Origin of the sequence: Lysinibacillus mangiferihumi, from assembly GCF_003049665.1 — a bacterium.
Taxonomy (GTDB): Bacteria; Bacillota; Bacilli; order Bacillales_A; family Planococcaceae; genus Lysinibacillus; species Lysinibacillus mangiferihumi.
On record NZ_PYWM01000014.1, the window covers coordinates 104551 to 123598 of the forward strand.

Annotated in this window: 18 protein-coding genes; 16 read left to right on the plus strand and 2 right to left on the minus strand. The window is 35.8% G+C overall.

Annotated elements, in window-relative coordinates:
- The first annotated feature begins 244 nt into the window (after positions 1-244).
- Positions 245-1531, plus strand: coding sequence for a GTPase HflX (gene hflX / locus C9J37_RS14415; RefSeq protein ID WP_107895899.1), 1287 nt, complete (start codon positions 245-247; stop codon positions 1529-1531).
- A gap of 465 nt (positions 1532-1996) precedes the next feature.
- Entirely contained in the window at positions 1997-3484 is a 1488-nt protein-coding gene (locus C9J37_RS14420; RefSeq protein WP_107895918.1) for a peptide MFS transporter, read from the plus strand.
- Here the strand turns inward: C9J37_RS14420 and C9J37_RS28285 are convergent.
- A complete protein-coding gene (locus C9J37_RS28285) occupies positions 3477-3638 on the minus strand; it encodes a hypothetical protein (RefSeq protein WP_167397318.1) in 162 nt (53 codons plus the stop codon). The two genes, C9J37_RS14420 and C9J37_RS28285, sit on opposite strands and share 8 nt — an antisense overlap.
- Positions 3639-3951: 313 nt before the next feature.
- Between C9J37_RS28285 and C9J37_RS14425 the strand changes: the two genes are divergently transcribed.
- From C9J37_RS14425 to C9J37_RS14465, 9 genes are all read left to right on the plus strand, one after another.
- Entirely contained in the window at positions 3952-5079 is a 1128-nt protein-coding gene (locus C9J37_RS14425) for a M20 peptidase aminoacylase family protein (RefSeq protein ID WP_107895900.1), read from the plus strand.
- 15 nt (positions 5080-5094) lie between these two features.
- Positions 5095-5919, plus strand: a complete 825-nt coding sequence (locus C9J37_RS14430; RefSeq protein WP_107895901.1) for a GNAT family N-acetyltransferase — start codon at positions 5095-5097, stop codon at positions 5917-5919.
- A gap of 21 nt (positions 5920-5940) precedes the next feature.
- On the plus strand, positions 5941-7050 hold the full coding sequence (menC, locus tag C9J37_RS14435) for an o-succinylbenzoate synthase (RefSeq protein ID WP_107895902.1): 1110 nt from the start codon (positions 5941-5943) through the stop codon (positions 7048-7050).
- Positions 7051-7114: 64 nt separating this feature from the next.
- Complete coding sequence (locus C9J37_RS14440; RefSeq protein WP_107895903.1) at positions 7115-8170, plus strand: YkvI family membrane protein; 1056 nt, start codon at positions 7115-7117, stop codon at positions 8168-8170.
- 288 nt (positions 8171-8458) lie between these two features.
- Positions 8459-9409 (plus strand): ABC transporter permease, encoded by a 951-nt coding sequence (locus tag C9J37_RS14445; RefSeq protein WP_107895904.1) that lies wholly within the window; start codon positions 8459-8461, stop codon positions 9407-9409.
- Positions 9402-10355: an iron chelate uptake ABC transporter family permease subunit gene (locus C9J37_RS14450; protein WP_107895905.1), complete on the plus strand. Its 954-nt coding sequence runs from the start codon at positions 9402-9404 to the stop codon at positions 10353-10355. The genes C9J37_RS14445 and C9J37_RS14450 overlap by 8 nt, the downstream gene beginning before the upstream one ends.
- Positions 10352-11113, plus strand: a complete 762-nt coding sequence (locus C9J37_RS14455; protein ID WP_107895906.1) for an iron ABC transporter ATP-binding protein — start codon at positions 10352-10354, stop codon at positions 11111-11113. Before C9J37_RS14450 ends, C9J37_RS14455 begins: the two co-directional genes overlap by 4 nt.
- 59 nt (positions 11114-11172) lie before the next feature.
- Positions 11173-12180, plus strand: coding sequence for a siderophore ABC transporter substrate-binding protein (locus C9J37_RS14460; protein ID WP_107895907.1), 1008 nt, complete (start codon positions 11173-11175; stop codon positions 12178-12180).
- 1 nt (position 12181) lies between these two features.
- The gene (locus C9J37_RS14465) at positions 12182-12496 is read left to right on the plus strand and encodes an antibiotic biosynthesis monooxygenase family protein (protein WP_107895908.1); all 315 of its coding nucleotides are present in this window, start codon (positions 12182-12184) and stop codon (positions 12494-12496) included.
- 231 nt (positions 12497-12727) lie between these two features.
- Here C9J37_RS14465 and C9J37_RS14470 read toward each other — a convergent pair whose 3' ends face one another.
- On the minus strand, positions 12728-13357 hold the full coding sequence (locus tag C9J37_RS14470) for a hypothetical protein (RefSeq protein WP_107895909.1): 630 nt from the start codon (positions 13355-13357) through the stop codon (positions 12728-12730).
- A 378-nt stretch (positions 13358-13735) separates the two neighbouring features.
- Here C9J37_RS14470 and C9J37_RS14475 point away from each other — a divergent pair, with 378 nt between their 5' ends.
- From C9J37_RS14475 to C9J37_RS14495, 5 genes are all read left to right on the plus strand, one after another.
- On the plus strand, positions 13736-14638 hold the full coding sequence (locus tag C9J37_RS14475; protein WP_107895910.1) for a polyprenyl synthetase family protein: 903 nt from the start codon (positions 13736-13738) through the stop codon (positions 14636-14638).
- 12 nt (positions 14639-14650) lie between these two features.
- Positions 14651-14809: a competence pheromone ComX gene (gene comX / locus C9J37_RS14480; RefSeq protein WP_107895911.1), complete on the plus strand. Its 159-nt coding sequence runs from the start codon at positions 14651-14653 to the stop codon at positions 14807-14809.
- A 23-nt stretch (positions 14810-14832) separates the two neighbouring features.
- Positions 14833-17100 carry a sensor histidine kinase gene (locus C9J37_RS14485; RefSeq protein WP_107895912.1) on the plus strand — a complete coding sequence of 756 codons (2268 nt, stop codon included), beginning with the start codon at positions 14833-14835 and terminating at the stop codon, positions 17098-17100.
- Positions 17084-17698, plus strand: a complete 615-nt coding sequence (locus C9J37_RS14490; protein ID WP_235617123.1) for a response regulator — start codon at positions 17084-17086, stop codon at positions 17696-17698. Before C9J37_RS14485 ends, C9J37_RS14490 begins: the two co-directional genes overlap by 17 nt.
- A gap of 434 nt (positions 17699-18132) precedes the next feature.
- Positions 18133-19048 (plus strand): hypothetical protein (locus C9J37_RS14495; protein ID WP_235617119.1); only part of this gene is annotated, 916 nt, incomplete at its 3' end.

A 19048-nucleotide genomic window follows, 5' to 3' on the forward strand; every position in this document is an offset into this window, starting at 1 on the left:
ACTTATTTCTAACTAAACATAGTTTATCTACATTAAAGCATGCGCCCAATTTTCTAGTCTAGGGCGCATTTGTTTTTTTATAATGAGCAGACTATTTTTGAGGATTCGACGTTGAAGTATGTGTATAAATAACGCTGCGGTGGAAGGAATCTTTGCCGACTAAAAGACACAGTTTAGGGCATTATATGGTAAGATGAAGAAAATTTGTTGTAGCAACACCAAGGCGTTGGTGGGAGGATTGTGAATGGATAAATTGAAAGAAGTAGATGTATTGTTAGAAAAGGCCATATTAGTTGGTGTTAATTTACGTAATGATAAGCATTTTGAGTATTCGATGGAGGAGCTTACCAATTTAGCTGAAGCTTTAAATGTGGAAGTGGTAGGCATCGTCACGCAAAATTTAGAGCGAGTCACACCATCTCATTATGTCGGGACAGGTAAAATAGAAGAGATAAAAAGTTTTTATGAAGAAGCACAAGCTAATCTTGTGATTTTTAATGATGAATTATCACCTTCACAAATCCGTAATTTAGAGCGCGATTTAGAGACGAAAGTCATTGATCGGACGATGTTAATTTTAGATATTTTTGGACGCCGTGCCAAAACACGTGAAGCACAAATGCAAGTTGAGCTGGCGCAACTTCAATATATGCTTCCACGTTTAGTCGGTTTACATGCTTCCCTAAGCCGTCAAGGTGGTGGTACTGGTGGCGGTTTTAAAAACCGTGGAGCAGGTGAGACCAAACTTGAGTTAGATCGACGAAAAATTGAAGATCAAATTTCTAAAATAAAAAAAGAGCTCGAGCAAGTAAAGGAGCAACGAGAAACCCAACGAAAACAAAGAAGAAAAAATGCTGTACCTGTTGTATCCATTGTAGGCTATACGAATGCGGGCAAATCGACTATTATGAACCAGCTACTTGCTAAAATTGGACAAGAGGATCATAAACAAGTATTTGAGAAGGATATGCTATTTGCTACACTCGAAACGTCTGTCCGTTATATTGAATTACACGATAAGAAATCTTTTTTATTAACAGATACAGTTGGTTTTGTTAGTAAGTTACCGCATCATCTAGTAAAAGCGTTTCGTTCTACATTAGAAGAAGCACGGGATGCAGATTTATTGCTCCATGTTGTAGATGTTTCAAATGCAGAGCATGGCTTTATGATGGATGTTACAAATGAAACGTTAAAAGCAGTTGGAGTGGAAGGAATCCCTACTATTTATGTATATAACAAGGCGGACTTAGCAAATGTTCCGTATCCTGTTATCAGTGGGGACAATATTTGGATTTCTGCAAAGCAAGGCAATGGTTTAGATGAACTTTTACAAATTATACGTCAGCATATTTTTTCCGATTATGTAACTTGTAAAATGCTTATTCCATATGAGCAAGGAAATGTTGTTTCTTATTTAAATGAAAATGCGACGATTTATGAAACGGCATATGAAGAAGCGGGCACATTATTAAAGCTTGAAGCAAAAGAAGCCGATTACGCAAAATATCAACATTATGTAGTTAAATAACATAGAATTAAAATATAAGTAAGCCAACACGTAGCTAGAAAAGGGGCCTAGCTATAACGGAATAAAGCTTGTGCGTTGAGATAAGGTCGCCATGCACCTTGCTATAAATTACAGGAATTAGTAATAATGGGATTTAAAAATTTTTAATCAATGGTGATTATCGCCATTGATTTTTTTATTTGCAATAAATAAATTATTTTCTGATTATGTAGTATTTTACAATATTATATTAATATTTTATTTTTTTGATAAAGTAAAAAGTGCGAAAACGTAGATATTTCAATATATTTAAGAAAATATCAACTAATCAATCTGAATATAGAGAAAACTGATAAATTTTCAACATTTTTTAAAACTCTTGAAAAAGTGACTAAAACGCTTTAGTATGATGAAATATAGTTTTTTTATCCTTACTGATGGGTAATAATATTTTTAAGGAATAATAAAATGGGAGAGGATATTGTTATGTCTACTAAAGATGAAATTGTAAAATCCGTCCCTCAAAATGGTTTTGTCGGACACCCTAAGGGGCTCTTTACATTATTTTTCACAGAATTTTGGGAACGTTTTTCATACTACGGGATGCGAGCGATTCTAATTTTCTTCATGTATTATGAATTAAATGAAGGTGGATTAGGTCTTGATCGCGGTACAGCGAACTCCATTATGGCCATATATGGTTCCCTTGTTTATATGTCGGGTATTATTGGTGGCTGGATAGCCGATCGACTTTTAGGTACACGTAAAACGATTTTTTATGGTGGCGTATTAATTATGATTGGTCACTTCCTGCTAGCATTCCCTGGCGGTGTGACAATGTTATTTGCGTCGATGGCGTTTATTGTTATCGGTACTGGTTTATTAAAACCGAATGTCTCAAGTATTGTAGGGGATATTTATGCTGAAACAGATAGTCGTCGTGATGCAGGGTTCTCGATTTTCTATATGGGCATTAATATGGGTGCATTCATTGCGCCGTTTATTGTCGGAACAATTGGACAAAAGTATAGCTTCCATTTAGGCTTTAGTTTAGCAGCCGTTGGTATGTTAATTGGTTTAATTGTTTTTAAAGTAACAGAGAAAAAATATCTAGGATTAGCGGGCTTACAAGTAAATAACCCGTTAAAACCAGAAGAACGTAAAAAAGTCTTTACACAATTCGCTATTGTAGCGCTAGTTATTCTTGTCTTAGGTGGTATCGGCATTAAAACTGGTGTACTAACGATGAATGTCTTTAGTTTACTTATTACTATACTTGGTGTACTTATTCCAACAGCTTTCTTTATTTATATGTACCGCAGTAAGAAAACAACGAAAGATGAGAAATCTCGTCTTCTTGCATACATTCCGCTGTTTTTAGCGGCAGTTATGTTTTGGGCTATTCAAGAGCAAGGTGCAACAATCCTTGCGACGTATGCAGATGAGCGTACACAATTAAATCTTGGTGGCTTCCAGTTGGAATCATCTTGGTTCCAATCATTAAATCCTTTATTTGTTATTACATTATCACCACTATTTGCGATGTTATGGCTAAAATGGGGCGATAAGCAACCATCCACACCACGTAAATTTTCTTATTCACTATTCTTTGCAGGACTATCATTTTTAGTGATGATGATTCCGGCACATCTATCTGGTGGACAAGCTTTAGTTAGTCCGTTGTGGTTAGTATTATCATTCTTTTTAGTAGTAGTTGGAGAATTATTATTATCTCCTGTAGGTCTGTCTGCAACAACGAAATTAGCTCCACAAGCTTTTGCTGCACAAACAATGTCACTGTGGTTTTTAACTAGTGCTGCTGCTCAAGCGATTAACGCTCAACTTGTTAAGGTATATGAGGTTGTAAGTGAATTCACATATTTCGGATTTTTAGGATCATTGTCAATTCTTATTGGCATACTCTTATTAGTACTTTCACCGATTATTTCTAAAGCGATGCGAGGCATTAATTAGTTGAATATGCTGGGATAATAGAGAAAAGTGTTAGATTGACTGCCATCAATCTAACACTTTTTGCTATGCCGTTGTTGTCCGCTACGGCAGTGCTTTCCGCGGGCACACCGTAAGCCGCAACCCTCGCTAACGCGCGGTCTGTTGCGTCTAACATTATGTGCTGTTCCTGCTGGAGTCACCGCCTTCGCTCCCAACAACTAGTACACGATTCTATTTATTGTTTACTGCAAAAGAATAAACAGCTTAGGTTTCGTTTATTTTGCATAATAGAGAAAAGTGTTGTTGTCCGCTACGGTGGTGCTTTCCATAGGCACATGTCAGTTGTTACAAAACTAAAAGACATTGCTACGCATCTTTTTTGTCTTTTGTGTAGTCTATTAGCTAGAAGATAATTTAATTTTCTGTAGAATAGGACTATTTTTCGTTATAATAATCTTACTAGTAACAATTTTAAGGGGTTGGTTGTCATGAAAGAAGCATTGGATCGTTTGAGGCCAAGATTAATGGAGATTTTCACGTATTTACATGCACACCCAGAAATAAGCTGGAAAGAGGTAGAGACAACAAATTATATTGTTGATTTGTTGACGCGTGAAGGATTTTCCCCACAACGCTTTAAAAATTGTACAGGGCTTTATGTTGATATCGGCAAGGGAAATCCCAAAGTGGGCTTACGTACGGATATAGATGCATTATGGCAAGAAGTAGATGGTGAGTTTAGAGCGAATCATTCCTGTGGGCATGATGGCCATATGACAATGGCAATTGGTGCGCTCTTACTTTTGAAAGAGCAATCTCAATTATTTAAAGGAACAATTCGTGTTATTTTTCAGCCGGCTGAAGAAAAAGGAACGGGCGCATTAGCTGTTCTAAATGAAGGTATTATTGATGATTTAGATTATTTATTTGGCGTCCATTTAAGACCAGTCCATGAGCTTGAAGATGGTACATACTGTGCAGCGTTGTATCACGGCGCATCCCGCTTACTTGAAGGGGAAATCATAGGCGAGGACGCCCATGCAGCAAGACCGCATCTCGGTGTAAATGCAATTGAAGTAGGGGCAACGATAATAGAAGATTTACGCACTATCCATACAGATCCAATGGTGCCTGTCTCCATTAAGATGACAAAGTTTCAAGCAGGGGGAGATTCAGGGAATATTATTCCGGGAAGAGCGGCCTTTACTATTGATATACGAGCACAACGCAACGATGTAATGGAGACACTCTCTCTAGGTGTAAAGCGCGTAATTGATTCTTCAAAAATATTGCATAAAGTGCAAATTGAATTACGAACAGTTGCTAATATTGTTGCTGCTGAGGTAGATACGACGGCTCAATATATTATGGAGCAAGCTATTGTCAAGGCTGCTGGCTTGTCTAATTTACGTAAGCCTGTACATACCCCAGGAGGAGAGGATTTTCACCATTATGCGGTGCAACGTCCGCACTTAAAATCAACTATGCTTGGTCTAGGTTGCGGATTAACACCAGGGTTACATCATCCAAAAATGAAATTTAAACAGGCAAGACTTGTAACAGGAGTGGAAATTCTGACAAACGCTGTATTAGGAGCATTAAAACTAGAACCATAAAGGAGGCATCAGAACATGTTAAAAAACGTTGTTATTAAAAAAATGATGACACCTGCGGAGATTGCTGAGGTGCAATGCTTAAATGCTGAAATTTGGGGGAGTCAGGCAATTCCATCGCATCAAATGTTAGCGGCTGTACAAAACGGTGGATTATTGCTTGGTGCTTTTCTTGAAAGTCGGCTAATTGGTTTTAATTACTGCTTTGTAGGCTATTTGGACGAAAAAATGTATTTACACTCACACATGATTGGTGTTGACAAAACATATCGTGAACAAGGTGTGGGAGAACTATTGAAGCATGCCCAACAAGAGTATGCACGAGAGAACGGATTTCAACTTGTTCGCTGGTTAATTGATCCATTAGAAGCGCGTTTAGCAAATTTAACGTTCTTAAAGCTTAGTGCTTTTAGTAATCAGTATGAGGTGGATTATTACGGTCCACTGCAAGACGATTTTAATGATGGACTACCTTCGGACAGGATTGCAGTCGAATGGTGGATTGAGCGCAATCATGCAGACGATTGTTTAGATGAGCTAGAAGAAGTGGCAGAACAAATAGCATCGTGGTCGCTGACAGTCGACGGATTACCTGTGCTCGATAAAGAGGGTGAATTCGATAGTAAGCAACAATTTTATAAGGATGCTTATTTAGTGCCAATTCCACAGCATTTGCAAAAGATGAAAGTGGAGAGTCCTAAATTAGCGGAGGACTGGCGTTATAAGATTCGTACGATTTTAACAACCTTTTTTGAGCAAGAATATGCAATCGTTCGTGTGAAAAAGCACAAAGAATACGTTCATTTTTATCTGTTGGTCAGACGCTCTTTATTGGCTTTATAATATGGATAAGGAGTGACGTTTGTGAGAATAGAAGAAATTACGATTAGGCATTTAAAAATGCCAATGAAAGCACCGTTTACAACGAGCTTTGGTACTGTTGCTGAAAAAGAGCTATTGCTTTTAGAGGTGAAGGATGCAAGTGGTACGATTGGATGGGGTGAGACAGTTGCTTTTGTAGCACCTTGGTATACAGAGGAAACACTAAAAACGACTTGGCATATGTTAGAGGACTTTTTAATGCCCGCTTTGCTACATAAAGACATTGCACATCCGGATGAAGTTAGTACCTTGTTCGCCACTATTCGGCGTAATGGTATGGCTAAAGCCTCGATTGAAGGTGCTGTGTGGGACATATATGCTCAGCAAACAAAGCAATCTCTTGCCCATGCATTAGGTGGAAGCAAGGACCTTATTGATGTAGGCATTAGTGTAGGCATTCAATCTAGTACTGAAAAGCTATTAGAGCTAATAAAGGTCTATGTGGAAAAAGGCTATAAACGGGTAAAAGTAAAAATAAAACCGGGCTACGATGTCGAAGTCATTCGTGCTATTCGTGCTGCATTTCCTAATCTGCCGTTAATGGCGGATGCAAACTCAGCGTATACATTAAATGACATTGAAGTGCTACAACAGTTGGATGCATTTAATCTGCTAATGATTGAGCAACCACTTGCAGCAGACGATATTATCGATCATGCCAAGCTTCAAAAGCAGTTGAAAACACCAATCTGCTTAGATGAAAGCATTACATCACTAGAGGATGCAAGGAAAGCAATTGAGCTAGGTAGCTGCGGTGTAATTAATATTAAAATTGGGCGTGTAGGCGGCATAACAGAAGCCAAAAAAATACATGACTATTGCCAACAACATGCTATTCCTGTTTGGTGTGGGGGCATGTTAGAAGCGGGAATCGGACGAGCACATAATATCGCTTTAACAGCGCTTTCCAATTTTGTTCTACCGGGTGATACCGCAGGCTCTAGCCATTATTGGTACGAGGATATTGTAACACCTGAAATCGTAGTGGAAGATGGGCATATTCGTGTGCCACAGAGCATCGGAATTGGCTATCAGCCGAATTTAGAAATTATTGATAAATTAACAATTAGCAAAAAAGTCTATAAAGGGTAGTAGAGCTTGGCTTATTTTCCATCATGATTGTTAGTATTGCATAAATAGTCGAGGAGAGAAGTGATTGAAAAAGAGCTTACAAATCGGCGGTGCTTATGTAGGAATTATCGTCGGTGCGGGGTTTGCATCAGGACAAGAAATCATTCAGTATTTCACGAGTTATGGCAATAAGGGGATTTTAGGTGCTCTTTTAGCGACACTGTGGTTTGCCTTTGTGGGAATGTGTACAGCACAAATCAGTTCGAGGTTGCAGACAACGTCCCATAAGGATTTGATTTATCAAATTTCAGGTAATACGCTTGGTTTTTTAATGGACTTTGTTCTATCGCTATTTTTGTTTGGTGTATCAGTTATTATGTTTGCTGGTGCTGGCGCAACGTTTGAGCAAATGTTTGGACTACCCGTATGGCTGGGGAGCATTTGTATGATTGCCCTCACCATGATGACAGTAATGATGAATGTAAAAAGCATTATTAATATTATTGCAATTGCAACGCCTTATTTATTAGCTGTCGTAACGATTATTGCAGTCTATTCAATAGCTACGATGGATTTATCGTTTGCGGAGCAAGCAACTATAGCAGAACAGCAATTACAAACAACCTCTAAAAGCTGGTGGGTAACGGCGTTGCTGTATATGTCTTTTAATATCGGCGTATGCTTCTCGCTCCTTACAGTGATGTGTGGCGCAATCCGTAATGAACGAATTGCAGGTATGGGTGGCATTATTGGGGGACTGTTGTTAGGCGCGCTCATTCTACTTATTCATTTTTCTCTTCTTGCTAAAATGAACGTTATTGTCGGGTTGGATATTCCAATGTTAGCATTGGCGAATGAAATTCATCCAATCGTAGGTTTACTAATGTCATTTTCATTATTAGGAATGATTTACAATACGGCGGTAGGGATGTTTTATTCGTTTACGGTACGATTTTTTAAACCAACAAAGCCTAGCTTTAAGGTTGCTGTTATTTTTATGGGGGTTTTAGGATTTTTGGCAAGCTTAGTGGGCTTTACGACACTTGTATCAAAATTATATGCAGTGATGGGCTATGTAGGTTTTATTTTGGTGGGGTCTATTATTTTTGCATGGTTACGAGGCATAAGACGAGTAGTGTAAATAAAAGGTAATTGAGAAGGATAAGCTACGCCATTCTCAATTACCTTTTTATTTTGGAAGAACTTGCGGGGAGGGGAGCGCGTTGAAATGGATTGAAAAATAAGTCGTTTAGCCAATATTATTGTTGAAAAATCAAAGTTTTAAAGTATTTCCAACTAAAACGAGAACAATTCTCAATAGATGGTTGACTGATAATAGAAAGATGCTTATAATGAGAATCGTGAGTAATGATAATCATTTTCATCCGATAATTAATTACAAGCAAAAATGAATCTACCGGGGATTACAATGAAAATAAGATATCTTTTAACAGCAACTGTTGTGTTGTCTATTGTGTCGCTATTCATTGGTGTAGTAAATATTAAACCAAGTGACTTATTAGACTTCGGTTCAGAAGAAACTAGACTATTTATTATTAGTCGTGTACCAAGACTTGTAGCAATTTTGCTAGCAGGTGCAGGTATGAGTATTGCTGGTTTAATTATGCAAAGCTTAAGTAGGAATAAGTTCGTGTCACCAACTACAGCAGGAACTTTAGATGCTACGAAATTAGGTGTCCTAATTTCAATGATGTTTTTTACTAATGTCACGTACTTCCAAAAAATTTCCTTCGCTTTCCTATTTGCTTTAGCCGGCACATTATTGTTTATGCAAATATTAAATCGAATAAAGTTTAAAGATGCGATTTTTATACCGCTTATTGGCTTAATGTTCGGAAATATTCTTTCGTCGATTACGACATTCTTTGCGTATAAGGCGGATATAATCCAAAACATTACTGCATGGTTACAAGGAGATTTCTCTTTAATAATGAAAGGTCGTTATGAGCTTTTATACATAAGTGTACCTGTTCTAATTTTAGCTTACATTTATGCGAATCGTTTCACAGTGGCTGGAATGGGTGAAGATTTTGCAAAAAATCTTGGTCTTTCCTATAAATTCGTTGTGAATTTAGGTCTAGTGTTAGTAGCGCTCGTAACAACTACGGTGGTATTAACTGTTGGTGTGATTCCTTTCCTTGGATTAATTATTCCAAATATCATATCGCTATTCAAAGGGGATAACCTTGCAAAGACATTACCACATACAGCATTACTCGGAATGTCCTTCCTATTATTATGTGATATTTTAGGACGCGTCTTGATTTTCCCTTATGAAATTCCGATTAGTATGACGGTCGGCGTCATCGGAAGTGCCATCTTCCTATTTATGTTGTTTAGGGGGAGAGCATATGCGTAACCGTACCAAAATGTTGATATTACTAGGTCTAGCAGTAATTGCTATGTTACTGTATGTCTTTTATGAATTAAATGGGAACTATCATTATGCGTTCCCTCGTCGCCTTATTAAAGTGGTGGCGATGGCATTAACGGGAATTGCCATTGCGTATTCAACAGTGGTATTCCAAACGATTACACATAATCGTATATTAACACCAAGTGTTATGGGACTTGATGCGTTATATATGATGGTGCAAACAATTATTTATTACTTCTTTGGTTCTATGTCCATATTCGTTATTAACGCGCAATATAATTTCTTGGTAGCTGTTGCAGCAATGGTAATTTTTGCACTGATTTTCTATCGGGTATTGTTCAAAGAAGGGAAACGACCGATTTATTTCCTACTGCTAGTCGGAATGATTGTCGGAACGTTTTTAGGAAGTGTCACAACATTCTTCCAAGTATTAATTGATCCTAACGAGTTCTTAAGCTTACAAAGTAAAATGTTCGCCAGCTTTAATAATGTGAATTCAGATTTAATATGGTTAGCCGGTCTTGTTATTGTAGGTACTTTTGTATATGGATGGCGTCATATGAGCCAACTTGATGTGATGTCCCTTGGTCGTGATACAGCGATAAACCTAGGAGTACCTTATGATAAGCTTGTACAGCGCATGCTTATCCTATCTTCCATATTAATTGCCGTTTCTACAGCTCTTGTTGGGCCTATTACATTTTTTGGCTTAATCGTAGCGAATTTATCGTATCAGTTTTTCAAGACGTACAAGCACTCTGTGTTAATCGCAGGTTCTTGTGTGATGAGTATTGTTGCTTTAGTCGGTGGGCAGTGGATGGTCGAGCGTATTTTTAACTTCGATACAACACTTAGCGTCATTATCAACTTTGTAGGTGGTGTGTACTTCATCTACTTATTATTGAAGGAAAGTAGGTCAGCAGGATGATCCAAGTAAAAGAAATTTCTAAGTTTTTTGGGAAAAAGCCGGTCATTCAAGATGTTAGTGTAGACGTTGCACCAGGGAAAATTACGTCTTTTATCGGACCGAATGGTGCAGGTAAATCAACATTGCTTTCAATGGTAAGCCGTTTACTGAATGCAGACACTGGAGAAGTACTACTGGATAAGTCGGATGTGCGCCGCTGGAAATCCGATGACTTTGCAAAGCGCGTATCGATTTTAAAGCAATCAAACTACATGAATGTACGTCTAACAATACGTGAACTCGTATCATTTGGTCGTTTTCCTTATTCAAAAGGGAACCTAAAACCAGAGGATGAGCAAAAAGTAGATGAGGCAATACAATATATGAATTTAGACGATATGCAGCATAACTACTTGGATGAATTATCGGGTGGTCAGCGTCAACGGGCATTTATTGCAATGGTTATTGCGCAGGACACCGACTATATTCTATTAGATGAGCCACTTAACAATTTGGACATGAAGCATTCCGTGCAAATCATGAAAATATTGCGTAAGTTGGTCGATGAGTTAGGAAAAACGGTTGTCATTGTTTTACATGATATTAACTTTGCATCCGTATATTCTGATTATATCGTCGCTTTAAAAAATGGACGTGTTGTAAAAGATGGTCCAACGAATGACATTATTAACTCAGATGCATTAAAGGAAATCTATGATATGGATATCCCTGTTCAAGAGCAGAATGGCTGTCGCATTTGTGTGTATTTTAACTCATAGTAATAATAGATAGTCATAGCTATCTAAAAATATAAAAACAATTAAAGGAGCATTTCACAATGAAGAATTGGAAATTACTTACTGTGCTAATGGCAATGATGCTTTTAGTATTAGCTGCTTGTAGTTCGAAAGAAGAATCAAAAGAAGACGATAAAGGTTCAAAAGATAATAAACCTGCTGAAGAGCAAAATGAAGCGGCTTCTGCTTACCCAATCACAATCCCAGGTAGTACAATGGGCGAAAATACATTTGAAGAAGTAACACTTAAAGAACAACCAAAAAATATTGTTGTATTTGACTATGGTTTCCTTGATACTTTAGATGCTTTAGGCGTTGAAGTTGCAGGTGTGCCACAACAATCTGTACCTAGTTATTTAAGCAAATATGCTGACACTACTTATGTAAATGTTGGTTCTTTAAAAGAGCCTGATTTTGAAGCAATTTCTTCTATGGGCCCAGACATTATTTTTATTTCTGGTCGTCAAGCGGCTGCTTACGAAGAATTATCTAAAATTGCGCCAACTGTATTCGTTGGTGTAGATAACACGAATTTCATGGAATCATTTAAAACAAACACTGAATTAGCTGGTAAAATTTTTGGTAAAGAAAAAGAAGCTGCTGATGCATTTGCTGCATATGAAGTGAAAGTAGAAGAGATCAAAGCAAAAACTGCTTCATCTGAAGACAAAGCTTTAATCGTTTTAGGTAGTGAAGGTTCATTAGCTGCATATGGTCCTGGTTCACGTTTTGGTGTTATTCATGATGTATTTGGTGTAAAAGCTGTTGATGACACAATTAAAGTAGATACACATGGTGATAACGTAAGCTTTGAGTACGTACGTGAGAAAAACCCAGATATGTTATTCGTAGTTGACCGTGATGCAGCAGTTAACCCTGAAGGTGAGTCTGGTACGAAAGCTGCTATTGAAAATGAAATTGTTAGTGCTACTAACGCTGCTAAAAACGGTAAAATTTTCTATCTAGATCCAGAATATTGGTACCTATCAGGTGGCGGTTTATTATCAGAAACTGCAAAAGCTGACGATATTTTAAAGGCGTTTAACTAATATGTTTGTTCAAATTAAACGTATGGTCGTTACAGAAGGCAATGCCAATAAGGTTGTAGAGCGTTTTGGAGCTAAAAAGGATGGTCCATCACTACTTGAACAGCAACCAGGTTTTATCGATAAGCAAGTCCTTGTAAAAAAAGTACGTCGTGGCGATGAAGAAGTGCTTATTATGGTTCGTTGGGAATCCGAAGAAGCATGGAAAAATTGGGAGAAGAGCCCTGAGCATATTGCTGGTCATAAAGCAAATGCAGGTAAGGCTAAACCTGACTTTATCATTGAAAGCGGACAAGATGTTTACTATGTAAAAGGTTAATAAAAATGGGAGGTGTCACAAGTCATTTGTGGCACCTCTTTTTGCTTTTTAAGATATACCAATATTGGGTGCGAAGTAGGGAAGAAAAGGATGGTAGGCAAGGGGGTGTCTCTGTTTGTGTTACACCACACCTCGCCATTTTTTAAATTGAAGGGTGAAATGATAAGGTAAACAATAAGAATCGATTCATTATGAAGCCTAATGAAGGTTGTACTTATTTAAAATAGCTGTTTAATGTTTAATGGAAGTTTTATTCCAGCTATTGAAGGCTGAAGTAATATTAAAAGAAATACCGCTCTCATTAATGCATAAACCAGTAAAATTAGTTGGACAGTAATAATAAGCTTCACTTGCCTTCGTAACAGAATTGAAAGTCTTTGTAGAGGCAATATAATCTGTAACATCAGTTGGGAAGTTAACGGTATTACTGCCGATGCTATGGTTATTAAGAGATTGTATTTGCTTCCCTCGGGCATACATAATGCAGCAATGAGGAGCTTTATAAATCATCGGGGTATGAAGATTCAAACCAGCAGTTAAAGGACTCACTAAAGACAATAATAATAAATCGTCATCGGATACTTTTACAATCTTATATTGGGCCATATAGGCATCCATTTTTTGCTGAAAAGTATCTTCAAAACCATATGTATCACAAATGGAGTTAGATAGAGTAGATTTAAGTTTGTATGCTGTTAAAGTTTCTTGATAAGCTCGTTGTTCTGCTTGAATAATTAGTTGTTCAATAGATTGTTGTTCGTGTGAAGGCTTTTTAATAGTTATTTCTTCTGCCGCTACATAAATTGTGCAGGAAAAAGTTTCTGTAAGTATTAGAATAGTGTTATTTACTCCATTAGCCATTTCAATCACTCCTAATTTGGAGAATTTTTAGTGAGAATTTAAAAATATCATAAGACAAAAACTCCAGATTGTGTCACATGTATTACAGATGAATTTTACCTACCTTAAGCGTAACATCAGTCCGGACGCCATTTCAATGGTCAGTTAACGCCAAAAAAATGACGGTCATTATTATTATACCGCCAGTTTTTTGCTACTTTTTAGCAAAAAACTGGCGTGCTATTCGAAAATACCGCCATTATTTGGCGGTATTTATGTTTTTATTATCAGTGATAAGTACAAAAGGTGAATTTAAATTCATTTAACGTGTGAATACTAGAATTAATTACCAATAATATATATAATATTTGATAATATAATTAAGGAGGAAGAGGGCTATTGAAGGATATAGATGGACGTATTAACGAATCTTTAGACATACTTATTGAAAATGATGCAATGCTTGGTGATGAATTAAAGACAATGCTTAAAAGTTTTAAAGCAGAGAAAGTAGTTACAGGCTATTCATTTGGCAAACTATGTTTTTGGCATTACGAAGCATTTGTAGATTGTTTGAATGATGATATTTATAAAGTCGCTGCAGCTATTGAACTTCTAATTTTGTCCTATGATATTATTGATGATTTGCAAGATAAGGATACTGACTATATTTGGAGCAAAACACCCGAACTTGCGTTAAATGTTGCATTAGCCATGCTCGTTATGTCATCTAAGGCTATACATAACACTACTTTTGAACATAAAAATACTGCCCTTCGATTATTACAAGAATATGCTTTGCGAAGTATTAGTGGCCAGCAGTTAGATGTACTCAATGATTGCCAAGATGAGCAATCCTATATACAAATGATTGACCAAAAATCAGGTTCCCTAACAGCAATGAGTTGTGTTATCGGTGAAGCACTTGCAAAAGGAGAAACGACTGCTGAAATAGAAGAGTATGGAAAATACATAGGTATCATTCAACAAATAAAAAATGATATTCAAGGTTTAAAAACATGGGGACCTAAGAATGACCTTTTAAATAAAAAATACTCGTTACCAATTATTTATCTAATGTCACAAAATAATAGTGTTTCAAAATATGTGATAAACTATTATAATAAAGATATAGTTACATTTTTGGATAAAAATGCTATAGAAAATGAGTTGAAAAATGGTGGCGCAATACGTTATGCCATTACGATTAAAAACCTCTATAAGCTAAAGGCATTGAATATTCTCGAAAATGTTGCTATAAACAAAGTAGGTAAAGAATACCTAATAAAACTAATGAGATGAGGAGAGATTTTTATGATTAATGTAATTCAGTATTTAGAACAGAATCCAGCACTAGTATCATTGTTAAAAGAACAGAAAGTCGCATTAATAGGTTTTTCAGCAACTGAACAACAGGCTATACTTGACTCATTCGAAGAAGAACTATGTCTACAACACACAATCTGGAGATAAATATAATTATACGAAAATGGTTTATGCTTGCTATAAGTGTTTACATTCTGCTAGGTTTTTACCTGCTATATGTTACTTATAGCAAGCCTTATTTGGGTATAGATATAAAAGAAATAAATGGAAACTGGGTAGTGGAAAAATCATATGGACCATTATTGAATGGGCAAGAGATTTCTGCGAAAGATATTATTTTAAACATAGATAATGTTCCAATCGACGCTATTCCTTATGTCAAAGAGGATTTTGTTATTAGGGCGGCAAATACGTTAACTATTTTGAAGCCTGATGGTCAAATAATCAACGTTGAAGTAAGTAGTTTAGATTTTACTAAGCATTTTTATTTTGTATTCGTAATCCCAGGGTGTTACTATTTTTTAACATTTTTTATTGTGCTTTATTTGTATTGTAAACAAAAAAACACATCGCTATTAAGATTGCTTATTTTATTTATGCTTTCGGTCTCTATAGCCTATCTTAGTAGCGGCGCATCTGGCAGTCTAAATAGTATAGGCATTATCGTCAATCGAGGGAGTATGCTATTATGTTTAGTATTGTTTTTACATTTTTTGAGAAATTATTTTATTTTTTTAAAGGCAAGTTGGATACTTTTTAACAATATCAAATTATTTTATCTACTCCCTATTATAGCCATGCTATTTGGCTACATTGGTATTATTTATTATGACTTGCATGATTTCCTATCAAACATTATTTTAGCTGTTTTCTTAATTTTCCTTATTACTATACTTGGCATTTTATTGCTAAGCTATTTTAAATATAAATCACCTCAGTTAAAAATTTTGTTAAATGGCGTAATGATTCCTTTTCTTCCATTCTTGTTTCTTTATGCATTTCCACTTATATTATTTAATCGATATATACTTTCCGCTGAAATCAGTGCTTTATTTTTATTGTTGATTCCATTTAGCTTTATTTTTACTCAACTAGCGGAACGATTATTTGATATTGAATATCACATTACAAGACTTCGGTACTATGTAATATTCTCTTTAATATTTACTTTGTGGTTTGCTTTTGGTTTGTATTGGATCGCTAGAAAATTTTTAACGATGACTGTGATATCGGGTATTTCATTGTTTACTTTTTTATCGTTAGTTGTTCTTTTCTACATAAAAGAGAAGGTCGATTATCGCAAGCGCAAAATATTGTTTTCTACTAAAGGTGATTATATACATCAGTTATATATTGCTGTAGATAGAATTGGCAAAACGATTAAATTAGATGAGCTTCTAGAAAGGTTTGCACAAGAGGTTTCACTGCACCTTGAGCTTGAGCATGTATTTGTATTAACCTATGACTATGACACAAATCAATTTACTTCAATGGTTGAGGGAAAGATTCCTATAAATCCTATGTTAATGGAAGATTTAAGATTAGGAGAAATACGGAAACTTGACAAAGTCTATCTAGCTTTCCTCCATCAAGATGCTCATTACAAAAGAGCCTTAGTATTGGGGCATAATAATTCAATTCATTTAAAAGAAGAAGAGCTACTATGGCTCGAGTTGCTTCTGTTATATGTAAATAATTTTATAGAAAATACAAAAATGGTGGAAGAACTGTTAGAGGAACTAAAGCATATGAAGCAAGCAGATGATGGTCAATTACCTTGGCTAAACAAACTACTGTGGTTAAGGTTTGAAGAGGAAAAATATCAATTGGCTCAAGAATTACATGATACGAACTTACAAGAGCAACTCCATATTGCTCGAGAAATAGATGTCTTAATAAATGCAAAAGATACAGTAGAAATTCAACAAAAACTTGTTAAGATTCATCAACAAATGGTGACATCTTTACACGATTTAAGAGCTTATTGTGAAAATTTAAAACCCCCGCTATTAGACACACTAGGGCTAAATGCTGCCTTAGAAAAACTCATTCGAAAAGTAACAGAAAGAGCTAGCTTTTTGTTAATCTATACAATCGATCGCCTCTATCTAGAGGATGAGCGAATGAATTTAATGATTTACCGTCTATTTCAAGAATTACTCAACAATGCTCTGAAACATTCCTATGCGACAATTGTTGAAATTCACCTTAAGGAAATGGACAATGGATTTGAAATCATTTATCAGGATGATGGGGTAGGTTGTAATGTAAATGAAATTATAGTGGCAGAGTCGATGGGGATTCGTGGTATGCAAGAGCGTGTAAAAGCCTTTAATGGACACTTTTACATGGATACCCAGATTAATAAAGGGATGTCTATTAGAATTACAGTAAAAGAAGGAAGTGACACACTTGATAACGATGCTCATAGTGGATGATCACCCTATTGTGTTAGAGGGAACAAAGAATCTATTTAAAGAAAATGAAGATATTATAGTTGATACAGAAAGTGATGCAACTTCTGTCATTCCAAAAATTAAAAACAAGCCATATGATATTTATCTTATTGATATCAATATGCCTTTGGAAAATGGCATTCATTTAGCTCGGAAAATTAAAGCTATACAGGTTGATGCGTCGATTATCCTTTATACAGGGAATGATATTACGGATTATTATCCACTTATTTTGGAAAGAAAGATCGAGGGGATTTTAGCGAAGACAGCATCTAAAGAGCAAATATTACGGACGGTTAGAGCCATTGCAAATGGTGAAATTGTGTTACCAAAAAATTTCCTGGAATTTCTTGATAATCGCTTTAAATTGCAGGATGCAAAGCTCGATATACATTTAAATGAAAAAGAAAAGAAAATTTTAAGGTTGATTGCTAAAGGGCATACAAATAAAGCAATAGCGATCGAGTTAAATATTCCACAACGAACAACTGAAAGGTATTTAACACAGTTGTTTTCCCTACTCAATGTAGATTCCCGTACAGAAGCAGTAAACCTTGCAGAACGAATGAATTTACTCTAGTTTCATAATGTGTTATAATATATAAAAATTGTTATATTTTTCTATAAAATGGTATGTTTATGGGTGAATCAAGACACATTATGCATACTTAGGACAATTTTTTACATTTATAATTCTAAATACCTATTGGGTGTAGTAAACACCGCCATTTTTTGGCGGTGTTTTTTTGTATTACCGCCAAATCACGCCAAAAAATCTAGCGAAGTCCGCCAAAAAAGTGGCGTAAACACAACATTGAAATGGTGGTATAAGTACTGGTACGCTTAACTTAATCGTAGTTAAGTTTATTTGCCATAGTGCGTAATAGTGTAAGTGTATAGTTCATTAATTAATAAATTACTAATTTATTTATATAGTAGAATGTGGATTTTTTGTAATGTTACTAGCTAGACAGCATATTCATGATAAAACTTTAATAAAGGTAGGCGTATAATTTGAAAGTAGAACTTGAAAATTTAATCTCTATAGATGAATCTAATAAAGATCAAGTCATTAAAGTTTATAATCGTTATGGTATTGTGGTAGGTGCGCCTGAAATCAGAAAAAGAAATTTGAAGGCATCTTTTAATCCTATTTTTACTTTAAATGAAGATGTGACGTATGAACAGGTGGCAGCATTATATAAATCATTGGAACATGAATTAGGTATCGTCTCTATTGGAGAACGTTTTTACTTTGATTTTTCGGATAGCGAATATGAACAAGCGTCATTATTTACTTTAAATTCTACGGGTAACTCCCCAGAGATGTTTGTAGATGATAAAGGCACTTTATTTTCTATCAGTACGTTTTGTAAGCAGTGTGGTCTTATGGAAAAAGAGCAACTATCACCATTAGTCATTGATACTTCGCAAATGAAGGATCGTCATTTAGTCCATGTAAGTGGCTATTGGGTAGCTTCCGAAGAATTAGTTGCATTAATGAAGCAAGCTAACATTGAAGGCTATGAACTATTAGAAGTAATGCATAGCGGATCAGAAGTTGGGAAACAGCTGGCATATCAAATAATTCCAACACAGATAATGCCTGTAGGTAGCGCTGAAAGAATCAAACTGTATTTTGCTACTGAACAACCGCCTTGCAAATGTGGTTTAAGCGGTGTCATTAATGGCCCTGATATTTATAATCGTAACGATATAATAACTTTAAATGGTGATGTATTTTATTCTTCTGAATGGAGTCATGATGGCAGATATCTGTACAGAAAAACACTGTTTAGTAGAATAAAATGTACCCTATCAGATAGACACTTTGAAAAAAGTCCTACTGATAGGGGCTTTTTGTTTATAATGAGAAAAAAAGATGTTGGAGCGGAACTAATGACAAAAAGATTATTCACAAAAAAAGAAC